This is a genomic window from Actinoplanes sp. NPDC049681, assembly GCF_044465265.1.
In the GTDB taxonomy this organism is placed as follows: domain Bacteria; phylum Actinomycetota; class Actinomycetes; order Mycobacteriales; family Micromonosporaceae; genus Actinoplanes.
Genome location: NZ_JBITLP010000008.1, coordinates 287,302 through 312,025, shown reverse-complemented (window position 1 = coordinate 312,025; position 24,724 = coordinate 287,302). Strand labels below are relative to the sequence as shown.

Sequence of the window (24,724 nt, the reverse complement as noted above, 5' to 3'; positions counted from 1 at the left end):
TGCTGCCACCGGACCGGAGGGAATCCACGTGCGGCGGTTCAGTATCGGCGCCCGGCTGTTCGGCACCTTCGCCGCGGTTCTCGTGCTGCTCCTGGGCATCGCGGCCATGGCCTTCGCCACCATCGTGGCGCAGCGTGGCTCGGCCAACGACGTCCGGCGCCTCGAGGTGCTGACGCGCCAGGCCCAGGAGATCAAGACGCACGCCGCGACGCTCAACGGGTGGCAGTCGAGCTACATCAACGACATCTACCGGCTCGGGGCCGCGCGGGCCCTGGGCGGCGACTCCGTGGCGTACAAGGCGTGGCAGCAGGAGCGGGACACGTTCCGTACCTTCCTCGGCCGGGTCGACGCCGCCGCCTTCACCGCGACGGAGAAGACGCTCTTCGCCCAGGTCGGCAAGGAGCTGGACACGTACGTCGCGGTCAACGACAAGCTCGTGGCCACGTACAAGCCGGGCACCCAGCAGGCGCTGTGGAACGCCGACCAGATCGCCATGTACGACAGCTTCAACAGCTACTACCGGATCATGGTGGCGGCCCAGAAGCTCGCCGCCTCGGTCGACGCGCGCAGCGTGGAAGCGGTCCGCGTGTCCGCCCGCGACGCCAACCGCGCCCAGTGGGTCATCGGCATCGCGACTTTGCTGGCGCTGCTGCTCGGTGCCGTCTCCGCGTACGTGGTCACCCGCAGCATCGTGGGTCCGGTCGGCGCCGCCCGTGACGCCCTGCGCCGGATCGCCGACGGTGACCTGACCGAGACACCCAAGAGCGCCTGGCGTGACGAGGTCGGGCAGATGGCGGCCGCGCTCGGGCAGGCGGTCAACTCGGTCCGCACCATCGTCTCCGACGTCGCCGCCCAGGCCGACGCGCTCACCCGCACCTCCGCCGAGCTCGACGCGGTCTCCGCCGCCTTCGCGAACGCGGTCGGCGACACGTCGCTGCAGGCGGAGCTCGTCGCCGGTGCCGCCGAGGACGTCAACCGCAACGTCGACACGATGGCCGCCGGCTCCGAGGAGATGGGCATCTCCATCCAGGAGATCTCGCGTAACGCCACCGACGCGGCCAACGTCGCCGCCGAGGCGGTGCGCGCCGCGGAGACCGCCAACGGCACCGTCGCCAACCTGGGCTCCTCGTCCTCGGCGATCGGTGACGCCGTACGCCTGATCACCAGCATCGCGGAGCAGACCAACCTGCTCGCGCTCAACGCCACCATCGAGGCCGCCCGCGCCGGCGAGCTCGGCAAGGGCTTCGCGGTGGTCGCCGGCGAGGTGAAGGACCTGGCCCAGGAGAGTGCCAAGGCGGCCGAGGAGATCGACGGCCTGGTCCGGGCGATCCAGGGCGACACCGAGGCGGCCGTGGTCGCCATCGAGAAGATCGGCGGGGTCATCGCGCGGATCAGCGACTACCAGACCAGCATCGCCGGGGCCGTGGAGGAGCAGACCGCCACGACCGTCGAGATGAGCCGGGGCGCGGTCGCCGCCTCCAGCGGTACGGCCAGCATCGCCGAGAACATCCGCGCGGTCGCCGCCGCGACGTCGGTCACCTCCGCCGAGGTGGCCCGCGCCCGCGAGGCCGCCGCCGAGCTGACCCGCATGTCCACCACCCTGCGCGACGCCGTCGGGCAGTTCCGGTACTGAGGATGCAGATGCGCAGAAGGATCACCGCCGCCCTGCTCGCCGCCGCCGTCGCGACGCTGTCGGCGTGCGCCTCGGCGCCGGTCACCGTCTCGACCGGCGCGCTGACCGGGCTCGGCAGCGAGACCGTCCATGTCGGCATCGCGTACGACAGCGCGGGCCGTGGCGACAAGAGCTTCAACGACATGGCCGCGGCCGGCCTGGACCGGGCGAAGAAGGAGCTCCTGGTCGAGGGAACCGAGGTCACTCCGAAGGGGGCGGACGACAATGCGCGCGCCGCCGCGCTGCGGGATCTGGTGAAGGCCGGCAGCAACCCGGTGATCGCGGTCGGCTTCCTGTACGCCAGCGTCCTCGGTACGGTCGCCAAGGAGAACCCGAACACGCTGTTCGTCATCATCGACGACGACTCGGTGCAGGCGAAGAACGTGGTGTCGCTGCTCTTCTCCGAGGAGCAGGGCTCGTACCTGGTCGGCGTCGCGGCGGCCCTGGCCACGAAGACCAACCACGTCGGCTTCGTGGGCGGCGTGGACGTCCCGCTGATCCGCAAGTTCGGCGTCGGCTTCGCGGCGGGCGTGCACAGCGTGGACTCCGGCATTCAGGTCGGCGCCCGCTATCTGAGCAAGCCGCCGGACTTCAGCGGCTTCGGCAGCCCGGACAAGGGCAAGGCCGCCGCGGCCGCCCTGCTGGCCGACGGCGCGGACGTCGTCTACTCGGCGGCCGGCGGTTCCGGCCAGGGCGCCATGCAGGCCGTGGCCGCCGCGGGCGACGCCTGGGCCATCGGCGTGGACTCCGACCAGTACCTCAGCGCCGAGGGTGCGGTGAAGGACCGCATCCTCACCTCGATGCTCAAGCGTGTCGACAACAGCGTCTTCCAGGAGATCCAGGCGTTCATCAAGGGCGATCGCTCGGGCGGCAGCAAGCGCTACGACCTCAAGGTCGACGGCCTCGGCTACTCCACCTCGAACCCGGCGCTGAAGCCGTACGAGGCGAAGCTCGAGAAGGCCCGCTACCGCATCCTCAGCGGCGCGGTGAAGGTGCCGACCAGCTAGGGCGTCCGCCGTCCCCGGCACCGGGGTCGGTCACCTGGTGAAGCTGATCAGGGAGACGCCGAAGAATCCCGCGGTGACGAGCCCGCAGACGGGGATGCCCCACCAACGTGCTCGGGGTACCAGGAACCACCAGCCGACCATGGGGGCGACGATGGCTACGGCCATCGCGAGACCGAAGATGATCGCCAGGCGGGTGGACCCTTGCCCTTCGATCGGGTGGATCTCGAGGTTCATCAGCAGGAACATGCCGATCGCGACCCAGGAGCCGACGCAGGCGATCCCTATCCCACCGCCGACGCGTACGACCATGTCAACCGTCTCGCTGGTTGAGCGCCCACCTGCGGTCATGGGTGTCATTGCAGCACACGGATCTGGTCGGAGCCGACGAATGGGACACCGTCGCGCAGTGTTCCGGACAGCGACAGGCTGGTGCCGCCGGCGTGCTTCGCCGACCTCAGCTTCGTCGATGATGCGTCATCAACGAAGCACTGATCCGAGAGACGCTCCCTAGGCGCCGAGCGCCGCGATCGCCGTCCGCACCGCCTCGTCATCGACCCCGGTCGCCTCGCGCAGCGCCGCCCGCAGGGCGATGTCGGCGTCGCGGCCGAGGACCCCCCGCAGGGCCACCGCGAGGCTGCGCAGCGGCGTTCCCGCGGGCTCGCCGAGCCAGGCGCGCACCTCGCGGCCCAGCGGGGTGTCCATGGCGACCGGCTCGCCGGCACCGGCCGCCGCCCGGTCGAGGGCCGCGCCGAGCCCGGGAGCGTCCGCGACCCCCGCCGCGGCGGCCTGCCGGCGCACCTCGGCGACGGCGACCTCCCGCTTGCGCTCCTCGGGGGCGGCCTCCGCGGCGGCGAACAGCTCCGCGAACCGGGGGCCCGGACGCAGCAGGTCGGCCGGGTTCACCGGTGCGACGAACCACGGCTCGAGCCGCGCCGACACCCGGGGCCGGTCGAGCAGCTCCTCCGGCAGCCGCGCCCCGGTGAGCCGCTGGGCGAGGACCAGCGCCTTGGCCTCGGCGTCGCGCCACGTCTCCTCGTCCTCGCCGGCCGGCTCGCGCAGCCCGATCGCCTGCATGAGGTGGCGCAGCAGCTCCGGGTCCGAGCCCCAGGTGAGCTCCGGCGCCGGGTACGCCGGATCGAAGGCCACCGCGGTGCTGCCGCCGACCGCGTACGTGAAGCGCGGCGACGCCTTGTCGTCGGCCAGCAGTGACAGCGCCTCGGTGCCCCGCGAGACCTTCTCCAGGAGGAGGTGGTCGGCCCCGGCCGCGCCGCCCGGCTCGATGACCACCGTCCACCGGCCGACGATCGCCGCGGCGGCGTGGCCGTCGAGCCGCGCCCCGTCACGCTCGGCGACGGTGTCCGGGTACGCCCCCATCCGCTGCAGGGCTTCCCGCTCGTCGACGCCCTTCACGAAGGTCAGGCAGAACGCCGGGCCGAGCTCCGCCACGCGCGTACGGGCGTACGCAAGGTCATCCACGCCGGAAGCGTATCGCCGTAAGGCCTGCCCGGCGGCGGTGTGACCGAGGGCGCGCCGGGGTATATCGGCCCGCATGAGTGCGGGACCGGTCGGCGTCGCCGGGCGCTACCGGCTGGGGGAGACCCTCGGCGCCGGCGGCATGGGCCGGGTGTGGCTCGCCCGCGACGAGATCCTCGGCCGGCAGGTGGCCGTCAAGGAGGTCGTGCTCCCCGCGGACCTCGTCGCCGCCGAACGCGACGCCGTGCACCGCCGCATGCTCCAGGAGGCACGGGCCGCCGCCCGGCTGAGCCACCCGAACGTCGCCCAGGTCTACGACGTCTTCGAGGACGACGGCGGGGCGTGGATCGTCATGGAGTACGTGCCGTCGCGCTCGTTGCAGCAGGTGCTGCGCGAGGACGGTCCCCTCGAGCCGGCGCGGGTCGCGGCGATCGGTCTGCAACTGCTCGACGCGCTGGAGGCGGCGCACCGGGCGGGCGTACGGCACCGGGACGTCAAGCCGGCGAACGTCCTGCTCGGCGACGACGGCCGGGTGGTGCTCACCGACTTCGGCATCGCCTCCATCGAGGGCGACAGCGTCATCACGACCAGCTCCGAGCTGGTGCTGGGCTCCCCGCAGTACATGTCGCCGGAGCGCGCCAAGGACGGCACCGCGTCGGCGGCGGCGGACCTGTGGTCGCTGGGTGCGACCCTCTACGCCGCGGTCGAGGGCCGCTCTCCGTTCGAGCGCCCGTCGGCCATCGGGACGCTGACCGCACTCGCCGCGGACGAGCCGGATCCGCCGCGGCGGGCGGGTGCGCTGCAGCCGGTCCTGGACGGGCTGCTCCGCAGAAACCCGGCCGAGCGTACCGACGTCGCGGAGACACGCCGCCGCCTGCTCGCCGTCACCGCCGACGCCCGCGAGGAGGAGCCCGGCGACGTCCCGGTCGAGAAGCGCAGCCGCCGGTTCTTCGTCCTGCTCGCCGCGGCGATCGCCGTGATCCTGGTCGCCGCCGGGGCGATCACCTGGCTGGCGGCCCGTTCTCCCGGGCGGACGGAGGCGCGGACCACGCCGTCGGCCACCGCGACCGCGACCGCGGCGGCCCCGGTCCCGGCGTCGGCAGCCCCGCCCTCGTCGGCGCCCGCCTCGTCGGCGCCGGCCTCCGGAGGAGCTACCGAGAAGACGGCGGCGACGTCACCCGCGGCCGGCCGCCACCTTCCGCCCCGGCCGGCGGGGTGGCGCGACTACCGGGACCGCACCGGGTTCGCCGTGTACGTGCCCGAGGGCTGGCGGCGCTCCAAGGAGGGCTCGATCGTCTACTTCCGGGATCCGGCCACCGGCCGGGTGCTCGGCATCGACCAGACCGACGATCCCCAGTGGAACCCGGTCGCGGACTGGCGGGGCAAGGCCGACTACCGGGTCGGGGCCGGCGACTTCCCCGGCTACCACGAGATCCACATCCGCGAGGTCCGCTACTTCCGCAAGGCCGCCGACTGGGAGTTCACCTTCGACGGCAGCAGCAGCCGCCAGCACGTGAACAACCGCGGATTCGTCGTCGACGCGGATCAGGCGTACGGCATCTACTGGCAGACGCGCGACGCCGACTGGGACGGCGCCCGCGACGACCTGCAGCTGGTCTTCGACAGCTTCCGTCCCGCCTGAGGGATCAATCACAGCACGCACCTTGAACCGGTCCGCCGGCACCCGTCCTGACCTGCGCATACGCCCGAAAATGCCCGCCTGGGTACATGTGCCCGCTGGGGTACGGTCCACTCTGCAATCCCGGCTGAACCGTGCGATGTCGGCCGGCTCCGGAGGGCGTTCGCGCCCCTGACGAACGGTGGGAGTGCCTGGATGGCGCGGCCGGGTGACTGGTGGGTGCTGGACTTCGACGGGGATCCCACCCCAGGCGCCCCGGACAATCTCGTCACGGTGGGCGACCGTTTCCTGACCTTCGCCGACGAGGCGCACCGCGCGCAGCGTGCCGTCGAGTCGCTGCAGGGCGACGGTGCCGTGCTCACCTGGATCGGGCAGTCCGGCGACGCGTTCCGCGAGCAGTTCGGCGAGTTCCCCGACCAGCTGCGCAAGCTGTACACCTCCCACCGCATGGTCGGCGACGCGCTGCACGCCTTCGCCCCCAAGCTCCAGTCCGCGCAGTCCATGGCGGACCGGGCCCTGGCGGACGGGCGCGCGGCCCGGGAACAGCTGGGTGGCCTCACCGGGCAGCTCCAGATGGCGCAGGGCGACGTCGAGGCGGTCGCGCGGCAGGCGGAGTCCCTGCAGCAGCACACCGACCCCGACCCGGGGCAGGTCCAGCAGGCGCTGCGCGACGCCGCGGCGGCCCAGCAGCGGCTGTCCGACGTCCAAGGCCGGGCCGCCTCCGCCGAGCAGGCGCTGAACGCCGCGAAGTCGCTCGCCGAACAGGCCCGGCAGCTGCGCGACGGCGCCGCCCGCGAGTGCCGGCGGGAGATCGACGCGGCCTCCGATGCCGGCATCCAGCCCCGCTCCTTCTGGCAGAAGCTCGGCGACGCCCTGAAGAAGCTCTGGGAGATCGTCTGCGAGGTGGCCAAGTGGGTCGCCCTCGTGGCCGGCGTCATCGCCATGATCATCGGCGGTCCGCTCGCCTGGGTGGCCGTCGCAGCCGGCGCCGTGCTGCTGGTCAAGGCGATAGTCGACTTCGCGCAGGGCAGAGGCAGCATCCTGGACCTGGTCTTCGGCGTGCTCGGGATCATCCCGGGCGTTCGCGGCCTCACCTCGCTCTCGCGGCTGTCCGCCCTCTACAAGGCCGGCGGGCTCCGGGAGATCGCGAAGGCCGCGCTGACGTCCATGCGCAACACCGTCCGTGGCCTGGCGACCACGGTCACCAAGGCCGCACGCGGCACCGTCGACGTGGTGAAGTCCGGGCTCAACCGGCTGACCACCAGGATCAACGAGCTGCCGTTGCGCACCTCGAAGCGCGCTCCCGAGATACCGGCCTGCGGCGATCCGGTAGACATCAGCACCGGGCGGGTGTTCCTCACCGAGATCGACGTCGACCTGCCGGGTGCGCCGCCGCTGCTGCTGGAGCGTACGCACCGCTCCGACTACCGTGCCGGCCGGTGGTTCGGGGCGTCCTGGGCGTCCACGCTGGACCAGAGCATCGCGGTGGAGCCGGGCGGTGTGCACCTGCTGGCCGCGGACGGCACCCTGCTGACGTACCCGGTGCCCGGTGACGACGTCCCGGTCCTCCCGCGGCACGGCCGTGGCCTGCCGCTGCGCCGCGCCGGCGCGGGCTTCGTCGTCACCGACACCGCCGCGGGTCTGACCCTGCTCTTCGACGCCCCCCGGGCCGAAGAACCCGAGCGCGGGGAGCCGGGGGTCACCCCGGCGCTGCCCGCGGAGCTGTTGCCCGGCCCGGCCGACGCCCCGGTCGCCTTCGCGCCGCTCGTCGCGATCGCCGACCGGGAGGGCAACCTGATCGAGATCGTGCGCGACGACCGGGGCGCTCCCCGGGAGGTGCGGCACGGCGATGGCCGGCGCGTCGAGGTGACCACCGAGGACGGGCGGGTGACGGCCCTGCATCTGGTCCCGGCCGGCGGCGGCTCGCCCGTACTTCTGAGGACCTTCGAGTACGCGGACGGCCACCTGGTCCGGGTCGTCAACTCCTCCGGGCGGCCGATGCACTTCGGGTACGACGACGAGGGCCGGCTGACGCGGTGGCAGGACCGCAACGGCATGTGGTACCGCTACACGTACGACGAGCAGGGCCGGTGCGTGCTCGGCGAAGGCCGCGACGGCTACTTCACGTACCGGTTCGCGTACGACAGCGCGCAGCGCCGCACTCGTGCCACGGACTCCCTCGGCCACACCACCGTCTTCGACCTCAACGAGGATCTGCAGGTGGTGGCCGAGACGGATCCGCTCGGCGGCATCACCTACCGCGAGTGGGACCCGCAGCACCGCCTGCTGTCGCGCACGGATCCGCTCGGCCGGACCACCCGGTTCCGCTACGACGCGGACGGCGTGCTCGACACCGTGGTGCGCCCGGACGGCAGCCTCTGCGAGATCGTGTACGAGGACGGCCTGGTCACGGCCGTCGTGGTCGAGCAGGACGGCCGGCTGTGGCGGCGGTACTACGAGCCGGCCGAGTCGCCCGACCCGCTCACGGAACCGCTCGGCGTCGGCGTGCTGCTCGGCCACCGGCAGCTGACCGGCGGGCAACCGTACGACTTCCGGACGGCGTCGCAGGATTCCGCCGGTGCCGACGAACCGGGCGCTGTGGCTGCCGCCGTACCGTTGCCGATGCCCGTCGGTGGCCGCGACCCGGACGTGGCGATCGTGGCTGCCGACCCGCTCGGCCGGCCCGCCGTCGTCGGCGATACCGCGGGCCGGCAGGTCTCGTGCGGCTGGACGCCCGACGGCGAGCCCGCCTGGCGGGAGGAACCGGCCAGCGGGCGTCAGGAATGGCGGTACGACGCCGAGGGGAACGAGGTCGCCCACACCGACGCGCAGGGCCGCACCACCCGCACCGAGTACGGACCGTTCGACCTGCCCGTGGCGACCGTGACCCCGTCCGGCGCCCGTACCACCTACGAGTACGACACCGAGCTGCGGCTGACCCGCGTCACCGATCCGGCCGGCCTGCAGTGGCACTACCGCTACGACCCGGCCGGGCGGCTGGTGGAGGAGGTCGACTTCGACGGCCGGGTCCGCCGCTACACCCACGATGCGGCCGGGCAGCTGCTCCGCACCGTCAACGCCGCCGGGGAGACCACCGAGTTCGAGTACGACGTGCTCGGCAACCTCGTCCACCGGCGCGCCACCGCCGCGGAGGACGAGCGGTCGGCGACGTTCCGGTACGACCCCGTGGGCCGGCTCGTCGCCGCCACCAGCCCCGACGCCGTCGTGACCGTCGAGCGCGACTTCTTCGGGCGGGTCACCGCCGAGTCCGTCGGCGACCGGACCGTCACGTTCGCGTACGACGACGCGACCGCGTCGGTCGTCCGCCGGACGCCGTCCGGGGTGTGCACACGGTGGGACTTCGACGCCGCGGGCCTCCCGATCGCCCTCAGCATGGCCGGCCACCGCCTGACGTTCACGCACGACGCCCGCGGCCTGCGCCGGACCGAACGACTCGGCGAGTCGGTGACCGTCACCCGCGAGTTCGACGCCGGCGACCGGCTCGCCGCGCAGCGGGTGACCGGCGTCTCCGGGCTGGAGGTGCGCCGCACCTTCGGGTACCGGGCCGACGGCTTGCTGACCACGGTGACGGACAGCCGGGACGGCGCCACCGCGTTCCGGCTCGACGACGAGGGACGCGTCACCCATGTGGACGGTCCCGGCCGCCACGAGAGCTATCGCTACGACGTCGCGGGGGAGCCCGTCGAGGCGTCGGGGGAGGCCCGCGCGTACGAGGGCACGGAGCTGACCCGGGCCGGCGACGTCGCGTACCGCTACGACCGAGCGGGGAGGCTGATCCGCCGCCAGGAGCCGGACGGCCACGGCGGTCTGCGGATCTGGACGTACCGCTGGAACGCCGACGGTCAGCTGCAGGGTGTCGTCACCCCGGACGGCGGTCGGTGGCGCTACCGGTACGACGCGCTCGGGCGGCGCATCGCCAAGCAGCGGCTGGCCGGCGCCCCGGCCGGCGCACCGCTCGACGGTCCCGCGGCCGCGCAGGTGGACGTGAGCTGGGACGGCCCGACGATCGTCGAGGAGTCGGACTCCGCCGGTCAGGTCACCACCTGGCAGCACGATCTGGACGGGCTCCGGCCGCTGCTGCAGCTGGACGGCCGGCTGCGGCTGGCCGTCTGCGACCCGAACGGTGCCCCCACCGACCTGGTCGACGCGGACGGCACGGTGAGCTGGCGTTCCGCGGCGGGGCTGTGGGGCCAGGAGCACGCTCCCGCGGCCGGTACGTCGCTGCGCTTCCCGGGCCAGCACGCCGATCCCGAGAGCGGCCTGCACTACAACCTGCACCGCTACTACGATCCGCGCACCGGCCGGTACGTCAGCCCCGACCCGCTCGGCCTGGGCGCCGGCCCCAGCCCCGTCCGGTACGTGGACAACCCCCTGCTCGAGATCGACCCCCTCGGCCTGGCCTCGTGCCGGGCGGCTGCCCGCAGGGCCAACGACAAGATCCTCCGGGCCGCCGACGACGACCGGGAGCTCCGCAAGCTGATCAACACGCGCAAGCGGGCCGGCGGCTCCTCGTCCGGCCCGGCCGGCGGCATCTCGAAGCCCGCGAAACAGCTGCGAAAGCTGGTGCCCGACAAACGGACGATGATCAATATCCGGAGGGCCCTGGGCAAGGAGCCCCGCCTCTACCCGAAGGCCGACTTCGACGCCCCGCTGCCGCAGTCCGGGATCCTCAAGGCGCCGGTCCAGGGCACCAGCCCGAGAGGCGGTCAGGCCTGGTCGGTCGAGTGGCTCAACAACAGCGAGCGCACGCCCGGCGTGCGGCAGGCCCTGCACCAGGCCGGCCGTCAGGACGACGGCTGGGTCAAGGGACATCTGCTCAACGACAATCTCGGCGGCCACGGCGTGACGGACAACCTCACGCCGCTCACCCACACGGCCAACGGCAGGTACGAGGACCTCTTCGAGAAGCCGCTCAAGGACGCGCTCGTCCGGTTCCGCAACCTGAAGTCCGTCTACAAGATCGACGGTGATTTCGCCATCGAGTACAAGGTGGCCGTCAGCGACGCACCCAAGTTCCCGGGCTCGCCCGACGTGGGGGAGAAGACGATCCGGGACTTCGTCCGGATGGATGCGCAGTACCTGCGGGACGGGCGGCCCCTCACCCCGGCGGAGCTGAACGACATCAACGCAAGGCTGCTGGGCCAGGGTCAGGCGCCGTTGCCCGCCCTGCCCCCGCGAGGCACCACGATGGACACGGTTACCGGGGTCTTCACCACGCCGGCCGGAACGATCTGGGGGTAGAGATGGGATCAACCGACCAGTTGAAGGTCGATCTCGGCGGCCTGGAGGACTTCGCCGGCACGCTGGAGCGCATCCGTGACGGCCTGCACGGCGCCAACCGGTGGATGCTGCAGTTCGCCGGTGACCTCGGCGGTGACGACGTCGACGGTGCGCTGGACCACTTCGAGTCGCACTGGAGCGACGGCCGCTCGCGGGTGGACAAGAACTGCGAGCGGCTGGTCAAGATCTCCCGGCAGGCGGTGGAGAACCTGCGCAAGGTCGACGACGAGCTGGCCGCGGAGCTGCGGGAGCAGGTGCGGGCATGACCGGTCCCGCCGGCTTCGCGATCACCGTTCCCGACTCCTGGTTCGAGATTGACGTGCACCCCGACACCCGCAACACCGCGATCAGTGCGCTGGTGAACGGGCGGGTCCGGGAGGTTCCGGAGCTCCTGCCGCATCGCGCGGCGCTGACCCGGGCGCTGCGCGGCGTCGCCCGCACCGCGTATGCGAACGGCGCCGCCTACTGCGGCGCGATGGTGCAGGGCTTCGACGAGGCCCTGCTGACAGCGAGCGTCACGGTGAGCATTGTGCGGCCCCCGGGCAATGACACCGACGCGTCGGCGGTGACCGCGCAGCTGCGGCCGCTGGCGCGTACGGGCGCCGACGCCCCCTGGCGCGAGGTGGTGCAGGCGGAGCTGCCGGAGATCGGCGGCGTCGCGCGTACCCGCGGCGTCGAGGACGTCGTCCTTCCCGAGGGCGAGGGATGGATCAGGTCGGTGATGATGCAGACCTTCGTCCCGTTCCCGGGCCCGGACCCCGACCGGATCGCCGTGATCACCGCGAGCTCGCCGATCCTGCCGCTGGCGGAGGATCTGCTGGATCTCTTCGACGCGGTCACCGGCACGTTCCGGTTCGTCCCCGCCGGCTCCTGACCGACGCCGGCCCCCGCACCCCGGTGTGAAGATCCGCTTCGCACCGGAGAACCACGAAGGGATATGCCGCCATGGCAAACGTCAACGTCACCTATCAGGACATGCGCGACGCCGCCAACCGGCTCGTCCGCGGCAAGGACGAGGTCCTGGACAAGCTGAACGAGCTGCGCCGGATGGTGAACGATCTGGTCAACGGCGGTTACGTGACGGACTCGTCCAGCAAGCAGTTCGAGCAGTCCTACGACGAGTTCAACCAGGGCGCCACCAAGATGGCCGAGGGGCTGGAGGGCATGGGCAAGTACCTCACCGCCGCTGCCGACGCCTTCAAGCAGGCCGACGAGGAACTGGCGAAGTCCATCTCCAAGTAGGCAGCCGCCCGGGTCGCCGGGCCGGACGGCGGGAGCGCCGGCCCGGCCCGGGCCCGCGGGTCAGCACGGCACCTGGACCACGACGGGCTCGCCGTCGCCCAGGTACAGCAGTGCCCGCCCCGGCTGGACCGGCCGGCCCACGGCGGTGCGGGGCAGCCGCGCGCCGACCAGGTCACCGTCGGTGCGGTTCTGCGGGGACAGCAGCGCTCCCCGGCGGGCCTTGCGGGCATCCACGAGCCACCCGGTGAAACCGGCGCTCAGGTCCTCCGGATCCCCCGCGTACACGATCGCCAGCCCGTGCCGTTCCCCGCCGCGCAGGACGGCCCGCAGGTCCGCGCCGGCCTCGGCGTCCCGCAGCGCCCCGGCGTCGTCGACGGCGATCAGCGCGCGCCCCGCCACCTTGTCCAGGGCTGCCGCGAACTCCGCGGCGCCGACGTCGGGTCCGGTGAACGATGCGATCACCCCGGGATGGCCCGCGACGTCACGCAACGGCGAGCTGCGCGGCGTGAGCAGGATCGCCTGCTGCCCCGCGTCGAGGGCGTAGCGCACCATCGTGGACAGCGCCGTGCTGCGCCCGGACCTCGGCGGTCCGCCGATCGCGAACGCCGGTACGCCCTCGGCGAGGTCCGGCCCGTACGCGGCGAGCTGGTCACCGCCCACGCCGGCCAGCACCCAGCCCGGGCCGGCGTCCGGGGTGCACAGTGCCGCGGCCTCGGCGTACGGGATCCGGGCAGGCAGCTCACCGAGCCGGAACGGCCGTGCCGCGGCCGGGACCCCGGCGTCCCTTTCGCGTGCCCGGCGCCCGATCTCGCTCAGCGCAGCGGCCTGCGCCGGTCCGCTCGGCGCCCCGGGCAGCAGGGCGATCTGCGTCTCCACGCCGGATCCCGACCACAACGCACGCCCCGGAGGCATCTGCGGCGGCACGCCGCGAGGCGAGATGCCGGCCAGGGACATGTCGCCCGGATCCGGCATGCGCAGCACGAGCTTCTCCTCGGTCAGGGTGGCGATGCGGCCGGTGAGCACCGACCGGTCGCCGGAGACGATCAGGTGGACGCCGCTGCTGGCGCCCTCGCGCAGGAACCGGAAGATGTCATCGGTGAGCGCCCCGGCGTCGAGCTCGCCCAGCGAGGCGAGGAACCCTTCCCAGCTGTCCAGCAGCAGGACGACGTGGGCCAGCCGCCGTTCCGCCGGCGCGGCCGCGCGTTGCTCGGTGACGCTGGCGAAGCCTCCCGCGGCGAGCACGGCCTGCCGGCGGCGCAGCTCCTCGTCGAGCCGGCGGATCAGCCGCACGGCGCGCTCGACCTGGACGCGCGTGACCACCGCGCCGCAGTGGGGCAGTTCGGCCGCAGCCAGCAGGGTGCCGTTGCCGCAGTCCAGGCCGTACAGGTGCAGGTCGGCGGTGGAGTACGTCCGCGCGAGCGAGCCGGCGATCGTCCGCAGCAGCTGCGAGCGCCCGGTCCGCGGTGCGCCCGCGACGACCAGGTGTCCGAACCGCTCCAGCTCCACGACGGCGGTGTGCCGCGACTGCTGGGCGGGCAGGTCGTCGAGGCCGTACGGGGCGCCGGAACCGGCTTCCAGCTCGTCCAGGGTCGTGATCGTGGGCAGCGCCGGCAGCCACGGGCTGTGCTGCGGCGGCACCCCGGCGGCCGTCGCAGCCGCGCGAATCTCCTCCACCAGGACCTGAAGGTCGGTGACGTCGTCACGGTCGTCGCGCACGGCGGTCGGCTCGGCGGCGATCGTCCGGCCCAGGTCGGTCCAGCCGAGCGGTCGTACCGCCGGCGCCGGCAGTTTGGCCACGTGCTGCCCGGCACGCCGGCCCCCGACGCGGGCGGTCTGGAACGGGACGAGGGAGGCGTGACCCAGCCGGACGTACGCCCGGCCCGGCGTGCTCTTGGAGATCCGTGCCGCGTCCGGGGCGTCGATCACGTCCTGGCTCTCGGCCGTGTCGGTGACCCGCAGCGCGATCCGCAGGTTGGTGTTGGCGCGGATCTCCGGCGAGACGACGCCGCCCGGCCGTTGCGTCGCCAGCAGCAGGTGGATGCCGAGGGACCGGCCGCGCTGGGCGATGTTGACCAGCCCGGTGACGAAGTCGGGCAGGTCGCGGACCATCGAGGCGAACTCGTCGATGACGATGAGCAGCCGGGGCAGGGGCGGGCGGCCGGGGTGCCGATCCGCCGCGCGCACGTAGTCGTCGATGTCCTTGGCGCCCGCGCCGGCCAGCAGGTGTTCGCGCCGGCGCAGCTCGGCGCCGAGCGACTCCAGTGCCCGGCGGACCAGGTGCTCGTCGAGGTCGGTGACCATGCCGACGGTGTGGGGGAGCCGGACGCAGTCGCCGAAGGCGCTGCCGCCCTTGTAGTCCACCAGGACGAACGTCATGGCGTCCGGCCGGTTCGCCACGGCCAGCGCCGCCACCACGGTCTGCAGCAGCTCCGACTTGCCGGCGCCGGTGGTGCCGGCGATCAGGCCGTGCGGGCCGTCGCGGCGCAGGTCGATCTCGAACGGGCCGTCGTAGGACTCGCCGACCATCGCCACGGTGCTGCGTCCGCCCAGCCGCCACCGCGCCAGGATCGCCCCGGCCCCGGGCGGCTCGAGGGCCAGCACGGTCAGCAGCCGGCTGGACGACGGCAGCACGGCGTCCTCGTCGTCGCTCACGTCGCGCAGGGGTGCCAGCGCCCGGGCCACCCGGCCGCACCAGGCGGCGTCGAGGAGGTCGGCGCGGACGTCGCTGACCTCGTCCGCGCCGGCCTGGGTCACCCGCAGCCCCGCGCCGGTGTCCTCGACCACCGCCTGGCACTCGGCCGGCAGCAGACGCCGGTCGTCGTCCAGGCACAGGGCGTAGATGCCGGCGGGGGGACCGGTACGCAGCAGCTGCACGACGCCCGGGAGCGAGCGCAACCGGCGGGAGCCGTCCAGGACCACGAGCACGTCCGGGTCACCGGCGGTCACCTCGCCGGCCGCGGTACGGACGCTCGCCCGGTGCGCGGCCAGCTCCAGCAGCTCGGCGACGCGCCGGCCGACGGAATCGGCGTCGGTCCCGATGAGCACCGCCGGGCCCGAACCCTCCGTGGGGCGGGCGTGGGGCAACCACCGTACCCAGTCCCAGCGGTCCCGGGCGGCCGGCTCCGTGAGCACCACGATCTGCAGGTCGGCCGGGCTGTGCAGGACCGCCGCCTGGATCACTGCCCACCGGCCCAGGGCTTGCGCGCTGCCTTCCGCCCCGGCGATTCCGGCCACCCCACGTTCCCGCAACGGCACCGTCACCGGTACGTCGCCGAGGCTCCAGTGGGTCGTACGCCGGTGCTCCTCCCGTTCGGGATCCTCCACGACGACCTCGGACGGCAGCGCGCCGGCGCCCATCCGCAGCACCAGGTAGTCGTCGTCGCGCCGACGCCGTTCCCACAGGCGGTGCCGGGGACCCAGTGCGATGCCCCGCACCGCCGCCGGGTCGGGATGCCGCCGCCGCCGTTCCCGCCGTTCCAGCCGCACCGCCTCGCGGACGGCGGCCTCGACGCCCTCGCGGCGCGAGCGGTATTCCCGCATCTGCTGGGCGTGGGAGCGACGGCCCTGACGGCGGTTCATCAGGTGATTGCCGATCATCGACAACGGACTGAGCAGGGCGAGGAACAGCATGCCGGGGTTGCCGGTGATGAGGACCAGGGCGAGCGCCCCGACGAGCGGCAGCAGGGCCATCAGCCAGGGCAGCGGGGATCGCACGGGCGACGGCGGCGGGGCGGGCAGCCGGAACCGGGTCTGCCGGGCCACGGGCAGGATGCGGGGCGGACGGTTGTAGTCCACGGCGACGCTGTCCGGGGACATCTGCAGTGCCGCATCGGGCAGCGAGTAATCGGCGAGCTCCAGCAGCGTGGACCCGATGCCGATCTGGTCGCCCGGCTGCCACGGGACACGTGCGCCGACGGGCTCGTCCTCGAGGTGCACGGTGACGCCGGGTGCAGGCTCGATCCAGCAGCGCCCGTTCAGGTCGACGGTCAGCTGGGCGGCCACCTCGGGCACTCCGGCGACGGCGACCCAGCAGTCGGCGCCCGAACCGAGAGCACCGGCGCCGGCACCGACCGTACGCACCGAGCCGATCGCCGGCCCGCCCGTCACCCGTACCTCGAGCAGCCCCGCCGGTCCGGCGTCCGGTTCGCCGGCCGGTCCGCCGAGGCCGACGACGGCGCCCTCCCGCAGCGGCGACTCGGCCAGGGTGAGGCCGGCATCCACCGGCCTGCCGTTCACGTAGAGGGTGGCGGCGGTGCGCTCGGCGGCGTCACGAAGCAGTGCTTGCAGCTCCTGAGCCAGCTCGCCGATCCGGTTCCCGGCGTCCGCCGTCACCAGGACGTCGGTGCTGTCCCGGGTACGGGGATCGACGACAGTCAGGAAAAATCGCACATCTTCTCCGGTGGCTGCGGGCCGGCAGGGTCCACACGGGACCGTGCGGGAGCCGGTTCCGGGCGGGCCCGGACGATGCTAGCCGAGCACATTGCGTAATCTATTCGGATTCGTCGGACCGTCCCCGGGGATCGCCATGCCACGTCGAGCGCTATCGGTACCACCCGCACCGCCGCGGACCGTCCCACCCGGGCGGACGGCGTGGGTGTGGGTGCTCGCCGTGCTCGCTCTGGCGATGGCCCTGGGCGGTCCGGCAGCCGCTCACGCCCCGTCCGAGCCGGTGAAGTACTACGTGGTGCGCTCGGAGTATCGCGGCGAGCCGGAATTCCTGTACGAGATCGCCGAGCGCTTCCTCGGCGACGGTGAGCGGTACCGCGAGATCTTCAAGCTGAACAAGGGACGGCTGCAGCCGGACGGTGGCCGGGTGACGGACCCGGGGGAGCTCGATACCGGCTGGATCCTCCGGCTGCCGGCGGACGCCAAGGGCGACGGCGTCGTGACCGGGCCGCTGCCGGCCGTGACCGCCCCGTCTTCGGGCCCGGCCGCTACCCCGGGCGGCGACGCTGCCGTGCCGCCGGCCGGTGGCGTGCCGACCGCCGGCGTCGCGCCGGCGAAGGTGCGGCCGGACAGCGGCCCGGGTCTCCGGCTGGTGCTGGTGCTCGTGGCGGGTGGCCTGCTGCTGGCCGCCGCGGTGGTCGCCGCCGTGCTGCTGCGCCGGCGTCGCCGAGCGGCGACGGCGGAGGCGGCGCGGTCGGCGCCCGCTGAAGCACCCGCGGCCGCCACCCTTCCGCGGGCGAAGCCGGCCGTCCCGGCGCAGCGCAGGGGGGACCGCTCGCAGTCCTCGGCGATTCTGGATCGGGTGGACGCCGCGGCCGGCTGGACCGTGGATCGCGCACTCCGTGTCGTGGCCACTGCGTGTCACCAGGCGGGGCGCCCGCTGCCGCAGCTTTACGCCCTCATGGTGACCGCCGACCGGATGGCTCTCCGGCTGGCCGTGCCGGACGACCGGGCGCCGGCCCCTTGGGTGGCCGCCGACAACGGCCGGACGTGGGAATCGCCTCTGCTCGACCTGCAGGCGGCCCCGGTCGACGTCGCCGTCCCGGTGCCGAGCCTGCGCCTCGTCACGCTCGGGTCGGCCGATCAGACCCGCGTGCTGCTCGATCTGGGTCAGTGCCACGGACTCATCGCGATCGACGCGGAGAAGGGCGAGAAGGATGCCGTGCGCGTCCTCGCCCTGACGTGGGCCGCAGAGCTGGCCACGAACTCCTGGTCCGCCGGCGTCCGCGTCATCGTCGCCGGCCTGGGCGGCGCGCCGTCGGACGGCGACGGGGGCATCCTGTTCGCCGACGGCGTGCGTGCCGCGCTCGACGAGGTCTCGGCCGGCACGGAGGGCGCCGCGGGTGTTCTGTTCCTCGCCGCCCCGCCGTCCGGCCGGGACGCCGCGGTCCTGAAGGCGCTGATCGCGAGCCCCGAGTCGCGCTGGGCAGTGGTCGTGCTGGGAGCCGTGCCGGAAGCCCGGTGGAGCTTCCGGCTGCACGCCGACGGGAGGCTGGACACCGGAGCGGTGGGCATGGTCGTCCATGCCCCGGTGAACGCCGGTCCGTCCCGGTCCCGGTGACGGCGAGGCCCGCGCCTCAGAGGTGGTGCGGGGCGGTGGCGCGGTCGAGGACGTCGTCGGCCGGGCAGCGGCCGCGCATCACGTAGCGGTCGATGAACGCGGCGACCGCATCCCGCAGTTCCCGGGACACCCCCTGACGGGCCAGCGCCTCGTACGCCGCCAGGAAGCACGCCTTCGCCGCGGCGCCGAGCTGCGGATCCGACAGGCCGGAGCGGGCCGCGCGTTCCCACAGACCGGGGACCGTCCGAAGTGGTTCGGTGGCGGTCAGGACCTGCACCGCCGCGCGCGGGTCGTCCATGAGTGCGGCCGTTACGGCGACGGGGATCCGCCAGCCCGCGCCCGGCTGCCGGTCCGCCACGTCGAGCTCGAGGTGGCGGCGCGCGGCGACCGGTGGCCGTACGGTGCCCAGATGACGGGCGAGGTCGGCGAGCATCGGCCGGTCGCCGGGCCCCGAGCGGGTCCAGTCCCGGAAGGTGCGGCCCGTGTTCACCACGGGTGCGTCCAGCACCAGGGCGGTCCAGTCCGCGCGGGGATCGGCGGTGCAGGGGCGCAGGCGCCGCAGGGCCTGGCGGTTGCTTCGCCAGCCGGTCGGCCGGCCGTGCCGCAGCGGCGAGTTGGCGAAGGCGCCCGCCAGGACCGGGGCGAGAGCGTGCGCCAGGGCCCAGCGCCGGCGCAGCCCGAGCAGCCCGTCCTCGTCGAGCCCCGCCTCGAGGCCGATCCGGATGCCGGCGGTGGCCCAGGCCGGTGACGGACCGGCGACCGCAGGGTCCACATCGTCGGACGCCTCCTCGAGGACGGCGACGTCATGCCCGCCGATGAGGGGCAGCGGCATGGGCAGGTCCTCGGCGAGGCGGGCGATCGCGGAGTCGATGCCCGGTGACGGCGGGCCGCTGACCACCGCGACCCGGGGTGAGCGGGCGGTGAGGAAGCCGTGCCGCAGGCGCGGTCTGTCGCGGACCAGTGAGCCGGTCAGCGAGCCCGGCAGGCCGGGACGGGACAGCAGCAGGTCCACGGCGGCGCCGACGAGGCCCGGGCGGGCCGGGGTGAAGGCGGTGTCGGTGATGAGCAGCTCGGCGGATCGTTCGGTCAGCGAAATCATGCCGCGCTCCCTGGTCGATGCGGGTCACCATCCTACCTTACCGATAGAATTTGTGGGCCGGGTCACGAGGTATCGAACGACTTGCATCCCCTACTGCGCAAATAGATAGGGTGTGCCATGCGCATCCGCAGATCCGTGCCCGTGACCGTTGCCGCGACACTGCTGGCCGGAGGCCTGGTGGCCTGCCAGGACGCCGGTGGGGGCGGCTCGTCGTCCGCCGCGTTCGACCCGGCGACCTGCCAGGGCGGCACGCTCTCCGTGCTGAACCAGGGCGGCATCACGCACCTGGATCCGGCGCGCCTCTACACCTCCGGCGGCGGCAACATCCCCTCGCTGCTGTTCCGCACGCTGACCACCCGCAACCGGCAGCCCGGCGAGGCCGGCACCAAACCCGCGCCCGACCTAGCGACCGACCTCGGCACCCCCTCCGACGGCGCCCGCACGTGGACGTACAAGCTGCGTGACGACATCTTCTTCGAGGACGGGACGCCGATCACCGCCGCGGACGTCAAGTACGGCATCGAGCGCTCGTTCGCGCCCGAGCTGCCCGGCGGCGCACCGTACCTGCGGGACTGGCTCGTCGGCGGGGCCGGATACCGGGGGCCTTACCAGCAGCCCGACGGACTCGAGGCCATCGAGACGCCGGACGACCGCACGATCGTCTTCAAGCTGCGCAAGCCCGAGGGAGACTTCCCGTTCCTCGCCACGGCGACCCAGTTCGCGCCGGTGCCCAAGGACAAGGACAAGGGCGTCGGCTACGAGAGGCATCCGATCTCGTCCGGACCGTACATGGTCTCCTCGTACGAGCAGAAGAAGTCGCTGTCCCTGGTACGCAACCCGCACTGGACGCGGTCCTCGGACACCCTCCGCTACGCCTGCCCCGACAAGATCGACGTGACCGCGGGCCTCGACGCCGCCGTCATCAACCAGCGCCTCACCACGGGCGCCGGGCAGGACGCCGACGCGGTCACCACGGACGCGGTCGTCGGGCCCGAGCAACTGGCGCAGCTCGGCTCCGGATCCGCACTGGACAAGCGGGTCGCGCGCGGTGAATTCCCGTCGACGACGTACCTGGCGTTCAACACCAGGAAGAAGCCGTTCGACGACGCGCGGGTGCGCCAGGCCCTCTCGTACGCGATCAACCGCACCTCGGTCGTGAACGCGCTCGGCGGCAGCGCGGTCGCCGGCGCCTCGACCACCTTCCTGCCCCCGCAGGCGGCGCTCGGCTACCAGCCGTACGACTACTTCCCGGCGGGTGACACGGGCGACCCGGCCAAGGCGAGGGAACTGCTCGCCGCCGCCGGGCAGAGCAACCTCACCATCGAGCTCGCCCACGAGAACGACGACGCGCTGGGCCTCGGCCCGAAGGTCGCCGCCGCGGTGCAGGAGGCGTTCAAGCAGGCCGGCGTGACCGTGACCCTGAACGCCATCGACAGCGCCACCTACCGCGACGTCACCGGCAAGCCGGCCACCCAGCCGGCGCTGTCGCTGCAGAGCTGGGGCGCCGACTGGCCCTCCGGCGGCCCGTTCCTCATCCCGATCTTCGACGGCCGCCAGATCGTCACCGCCGGCGGCAACTTCAACCTCGCCCAGTACGACGACCCGGGCGTCAACGCCGAGATCGATGCCATCAACGCCCTGACCGATCCGGCCGCGGCCGCGCGGCGCTGGGGCGCCCTGGACGCCCGGCTCGGCAAGCTCGCCCTCGTCATCCCGCTCACCCACGAGAAGGACGTCTACCTCTACGGCAAGAACGTGAAGAACGCCGTGCCGGACGGCTGGCGGGGGACCTACGACCTGGCCCGGGTCTCGGTCAAGTGACCGTCGCGCGCCGCCTGCTCGACGACCGCGCCTTCCTCACCGGCGCGGTCGTCGCCGCGGTCATGGTGCTGGTCGCCCTCGCCGCGCCGCTGCTTGCCGCCCTGGCCGGGCAGGACCCGACGACGTTCCACAACGACCTGCTCGACTCGGCCCGCGGCGGCGTGCCGACCGGCCGGTTCGGCGGGATGAGCGGCGAGCACTGGCTCGGCGTCGAACCCGGCACGGGCCGCGACCTGTTCGCCCGCGTCGTGTACGGCGCCCGCGTCTCCCTCGGTGTCGCCGGCTCCGCCCTGCTCCTGCAGCTGCTCCTCGGCGTCGGCGTGGGCGTGGCCGCCGGCCTGGGTGGCCGGTGGGCGGACGCCGCCCTGAGCCGCCTCGCCGACCTGGTCCTCGCCTTCCCGAGCCTGGTCCTCGCCATCGCGCTGCTGGCCGTCGTGCCGCAGACCTGGCCCCGGCCGGCGCTGCTGGCCGTCGTGATCGCCGTGCTCGGCTGGGGCGGGACCTCCCGCATCACCCGTGGCGAGACGCTGTCGCTCAAGACCCGTGACTACGTGGCCGCCGCGCGGGTCTCGGGGGCGGGCCCACTGCGGGTCGCGCGCCGGGAGATCCTGCCGGGGCTGGCCGCGCCCGTGCTCACGTACGCCGCCCTGGTGCTGCCGGCGAACATGATCACCGAGGCCGGCCTGTCGTTCCTCGGCGTCGGCGTACGCCCGCCCACCCCGTCCTGGGGCCAGATGCTGTCCGGCGCCACGACCTGGTTCCGCGCCGACCCGGCGTACGTGATGATCCCGGGTGGTCTGCTCTTCCTCACCCTGCTGGCCTTCGTCCTGGTGGCCAACGGCGTGCGTCGCGTGCTCGACCCGCGGCAGAGCGAGGTGCTCCGATGATCGGCTACCTGCTGCGCCGGGCCGGCGGCGCGATCCTCGTCCTGCTCGGACTGTCGATCATCGTGTACGGGCTCTTCTACCTCGCCCCGCAGGATCCGGCCGTGCTCACCTGCGGCAAGGGCTGCACGCCGGAACGCCTCGCGCAGGTGCGCGCTGCGATGGGCCTCGACCACTCGGTCGCCACCCAGTACCGCGAGTTCCTCCAGGGCATCTTCCTGGGACGGGACTATCCCGCCGGGCCGGACGTGCGGCACTGCCCGGCACCCTGCCTCGGCTATTCCTTCGAGACCGATCAGCCCGTCACCGCGCTGCTCGCCGACCGGCTGCCGGTCTCCGCGTCGCTCGCGCTCGGCGCCGAGGTGCTCTCCCTGACCGTCGGCATCGGCGCCGGTCTGCTCTCCGGGCTGCGCCGCTACCGCGTTCTCGACCGCCTGGTCAACGGCCTGGTGCTGACCGGGTACGCCGTTCCGGTGTTCCTCGTCGGCCTCTTCCTGCTCATGCTCTTCTGCGTCCAGCTGCAGTGGCTGCCGTTCCCGGCGTACGTGCCGTTCACCACCGACCCGCTCGCGTGGGCGCAGAACCTGCTGCTGCCGTGGATCGCCCTCGCGGTGATCCAGTCCGCCGCGTACGCCCGCCTCACCCGCGCCGGCGTGCAGGAGACCCTCGCGGAGGACCACGTCCGCACGGCACGGGCGTACGGCTTCAGCGAACGGCGCATCGTCCTCCGGCGGGCGCTGCGCGGCGCCCTCGTCCCGCTCGTGACCATCACGGCCATCGACCTGGCCGCCATCATGGCCAGCGCTGTGCTCACCGAGACCATGTTCGGCCTGCCCGGCGTCGGCCAGTTGCTCGTCGGGGCGGTCAACCAGATCGACCTGCCGGTCGTCGTCGGGGTCACCCTGCTGACCGGCTTCCTCGTCGTCGTGGCCAACGCCGTCGCCGACCTCCTGTACGCCGCCGTCGACCCGAGGGTGCAGCTGCGATGACCCTGCTGTCGGTGCGCGACCTGCGCATCAGCTTCGGCGAGACCCGCGCGGTCGACGGGCTCTCCTTCGACCTCGCCGCGGGCGGCGCGCTGGGCATCGTCGGCGAGTCCGGGTCGGGCAAGAGCGCCACCGCCCTGGCCCTGCTCGGCCTGCACCACCGCGCCCGGATCGAGGGCCGGATCACCTTCGGGGACACCGAGCTCACCACCGCCGGCGAGGAGCGGTTGCGGGCGGTCCGGGGCGCCGGGATCGCGATGGTGTTCCAGGAGCCGCTCACCGCGCTCAGCCCGTTCCACACGGTCGGGGACCAGATCGCCGAGGTGTACCGGCTGCACACCGGCGCCACCCGGCGGGCCGCGCGGGAACGGGCCGTCGAGGTGCTCGGTCAGGTGCACATCCCGGACCCGGCGCGGCGGGCGCGGGCGTACCCGCATCAGTTCTCCGGCGGCATGCGTCAGCGCGCCCTGATCGCGATGGCCATCGCCTGCCGTCCCCGGCTGATCGTCGCGGACGAGCCCACCACCGCCCTCGACGTGACGGTCCAGGCGCAGATCCTCGACCTGCTCGACGAGGTACGCACCACCACCGGCGCGGCACTGCTGCTGATCAGCCACGACCTCGGCGTGGTGGCGGGCGCCACGGATGAGGTCGTCGTCATGCGCAACGGCGTCGCGGTGGAGGAGGGGCCGACCGCCACGGTGCTGACGGCGCCGCGGGCCGCGTACACGAAGGCCCTGCTGGCGGCCGTCCCCCGGCCGGCGCCGGCCCGCACGATCGACGGCGCGCCCCTGCTACGGCTCACCGGGGTCCGCAAGCACTTCCCGCAGCCGCGCCGGCGATCCCTGCGGCGGTCCGACCCGCTCAGGGCGGTCGACGACGTCACCCTCGACGTGCGCGAGGGCGAGACGCTGGGCATCGTCGGCGAGAGCGGCACCGGCAAGACCACCCTGGCCCGGATGATGGTGGGACTGATCCGCCCGAGCGCCGGCCGCATCACCTTCGACGGCGTGGACGTCGCGCGCCGCCGGGGCCGCTCGGTGCAGATGGTCTTCCAGGACCCGATGTCGTCGCTCAACCCGCGCCGGACGGTGGGGGAGAGCATCGCCGACCCGCTGCGGCTGCAGGGCGAGGCGGTGCCCCGCCCGCGGGTCGAGGACCTGCTGGTCCGGGTCGGCCTCACCGCCGGCGCGTACGACCGTTACCCGCACGAGCTCTCCGGCGGCATGCGTCAGCGCGTCGGCATCGCCCGGGCCCTGGCGCCGCGTCCACGGCTCATCGTCTGCGACGAGCCGGTGTCCTCGCTCGACGTGACCACCCAGGCGCAGGTGCTCGCCCTGCTGGAGGACGTACGGCGTGAGTACGGGCTCACCCTGGTCTTCGTGTCGCACGACCTGGCCGTGCTGCGCCAGGTCGCGGACCGGGTGGCGGTGCTGCACGCCGGGACGATCGTCGAGCTCGGCGACGTGGCCGAGGTGTACGAGCGCCCGCAACACCCGTACACGAAGGAGCTGCTCGCCGCGGTGCCCGTCACCGACCCGGAGGAAGCGCGCCGCCGCCGGGCCCAGCGGCGTGCGCTCGCCGGCGCCTAGA

General features: G+C 73.5%; 16 protein-coding genes. 12 read left to right on the top strand and 4 right to left on the bottom strand.

Going from position 1 to position 24,724, the window contains the following annotated elements; all coding sequences use genetic code 11:
• Positions 1–28: 28 nt before the first annotated feature.
• The gene (locus tag ACIBO8_RS29035) at positions 29–1,633 is read left to right on the top strand and encodes a methyl-accepting chemotaxis protein (protein ID WP_396118514.1); all 1,605 of its coding nucleotides are present in this window, start codon (positions 29–31) and stop codon (positions 1,631–1,633) included.
• 8 nt (positions 1,634–1,641) lie between these two features.
• Entirely contained in the window at positions 1,642–2,679 is a 1,038-nt protein-coding gene (locus tag ACIBO8_RS29030) for a BMP family protein (protein WP_396118513.1), read from the top strand.
• A 30-nt stretch (positions 2,680–2,709) separates the two neighbouring features.
• On the opposite strand, the gene ACIBO8_RS29025 is transcribed toward ACIBO8_RS29030, so the two are convergent.
• Both ACIBO8_RS29025 and ACIBO8_RS29020 read right to left on the bottom strand, forming a co-directional pair.
• Positions 2,710–3,027 carry a hypothetical protein gene (locus tag ACIBO8_RS29025; RefSeq protein WP_396118512.1) on the bottom strand — a complete coding sequence of 106 codons (318 nt, stop codon included), beginning with the start codon at positions 3,025–3,027 and terminating at the stop codon, positions 2,710–2,712.
• Positions 3,028–3,186: 159 nt separating this feature from the next.
• The gene (locus tag ACIBO8_RS29020) at positions 3,187–4,155 is read right to left on the bottom strand and encodes a DUF6461 domain-containing protein (protein WP_396118511.1); all 969 of its coding nucleotides are present in this window, start codon (positions 4,153–4,155) and stop codon (positions 3,187–3,189) included.
• 73 nt (positions 4,156–4,228) lie between these two features.
• Between ACIBO8_RS29020 and ACIBO8_RS29015 the strand changes: the two genes are divergently transcribed.
• The 5 genes from ACIBO8_RS29015 to ACIBO8_RS28995 all read left to right on the top strand — a co-directional run bounded on the left by ACIBO8_RS29015 (position 4,229) and on the right by ACIBO8_RS28995 (position 12,334).
• Positions 4,229–5,794, top strand: a complete 1,566-nt coding sequence (locus tag ACIBO8_RS29015; protein ID WP_396118510.1) for a protein kinase — start codon at positions 4,229–4,231, stop codon at positions 5,792–5,794.
• Between the two features lie 192 nt (positions 5,795–5,986).
• Complete coding sequence (locus ACIBO8_RS29010) at positions 5,987–11,053, top strand: RHS repeat-associated core domain-containing protein (protein WP_396118509.1); 5,067 nt, start codon at positions 5,987–5,989, stop codon at positions 11,051–11,053.
• Between the two features lie 2 nt (positions 11,054–11,055).
• Positions 11,056–11,358, top strand: coding sequence for a hypothetical protein (locus ACIBO8_RS29005; RefSeq protein ID WP_396118508.1), 303 nt, complete (start codon positions 11,056–11,058; stop codon positions 11,356–11,358).
• A complete protein-coding gene (locus ACIBO8_RS29000) occupies positions 11,355–11,966 on the top strand; it encodes a hypothetical protein (protein WP_396118507.1) in 612 nt (203 codons plus the stop codon). The genes ACIBO8_RS29005 and ACIBO8_RS29000 overlap by 4 nt, the downstream gene beginning before the upstream one ends.
• Positions 11,967–12,037: 71 nt before the next feature.
• Positions 12,038–12,334, top strand: coding sequence for a WXG100 family type VII secretion target (locus ACIBO8_RS28995; RefSeq protein ID WP_396118506.1), 297 nt, complete (start codon positions 12,038–12,040; stop codon positions 12,332–12,334).
• 60 nt (positions 12,335–12,394) lie between these two features.
• On the opposite strand, the gene ACIBO8_RS28990 is transcribed toward ACIBO8_RS28995, so the two are convergent.
• A complete protein-coding gene (locus ACIBO8_RS28990) occupies positions 12,395–16,723 on the bottom strand; it encodes an FtsK/SpoIIIE domain-containing protein (RefSeq protein ID WP_396118505.1) in 4,329 nt (1,442 codons plus the stop codon).
• 220 nt (positions 16,724–16,943) lie between these two features.
• Here ACIBO8_RS28990 and ACIBO8_RS28985 point away from each other — a divergent pair, with 220 nt between their 5' ends.
• Positions 16,944–18,341 carry a LysM peptidoglycan-binding domain-containing protein gene (locus ACIBO8_RS28985; RefSeq protein WP_396118504.1) on the top strand — a complete coding sequence of 466 codons (1,398 nt, stop codon included), beginning with the start codon at positions 16,944–16,946 and terminating at the stop codon, positions 18,339–18,341.
• A 16-nt stretch (positions 18,342–18,357) separates the two neighbouring features.
• Here the strand turns inward: ACIBO8_RS28985 and ACIBO8_RS28980 are convergent, their stop codons facing one another.
• Positions 18,358–19,440: a glutamate-cysteine ligase family protein gene (locus ACIBO8_RS28980; RefSeq protein WP_396118503.1), complete on the bottom strand. Its 1,083-nt coding sequence runs from the start codon at positions 19,438–19,440 to the stop codon at positions 18,358–18,360.
• Between the two features lie 117 nt (positions 19,441–19,557).
• Here ACIBO8_RS28980 and ACIBO8_RS28975 point away from each other — a divergent pair, with 117 nt between their 5' ends.
• From ACIBO8_RS28975 to ACIBO8_RS28960, 4 genes are read left to right on the top strand one after another with little or no spacing between them, the layout of a single operon-like run.
• On the top strand, positions 19,558–21,261 hold the full coding sequence (locus ACIBO8_RS28975; RefSeq protein ID WP_396118502.1) for an ABC transporter substrate-binding protein: 1,704 nt from the start codon (positions 19,558–19,560) through the stop codon (positions 21,259–21,261).
• Positions 21,258–22,148: an ABC transporter permease gene (locus tag ACIBO8_RS28970; protein ID WP_396118501.1), complete on the top strand. Its 891-nt coding sequence runs from the start codon at positions 21,258–21,260 to the stop codon at positions 22,146–22,148. Before ACIBO8_RS28975 ends, ACIBO8_RS28970 begins: the two co-directional genes overlap by 4 nt.
• The gene (locus ACIBO8_RS28965) at positions 22,145–23,134 is read left to right on the top strand and encodes an ABC transporter permease (RefSeq protein WP_396118500.1); all 990 of its coding nucleotides are present in this window, start codon (positions 22,145–22,147) and stop codon (positions 23,132–23,134) included. The genes ACIBO8_RS28970 and ACIBO8_RS28965 overlap by 4 nt, the downstream gene beginning before the upstream one ends.
• The gene (locus tag ACIBO8_RS28960; protein WP_396118499.1) at positions 23,131–24,723 is read left to right on the top strand and encodes a dipeptide ABC transporter ATP-binding protein; all 1,593 of its coding nucleotides are present in this window, start codon (positions 23,131–23,133) and stop codon (positions 24,721–24,723) included. Before ACIBO8_RS28965 ends, ACIBO8_RS28960 begins: the two co-directional genes overlap by 4 nt.
• Position 24,724: the final 1 nt, after the last annotated feature.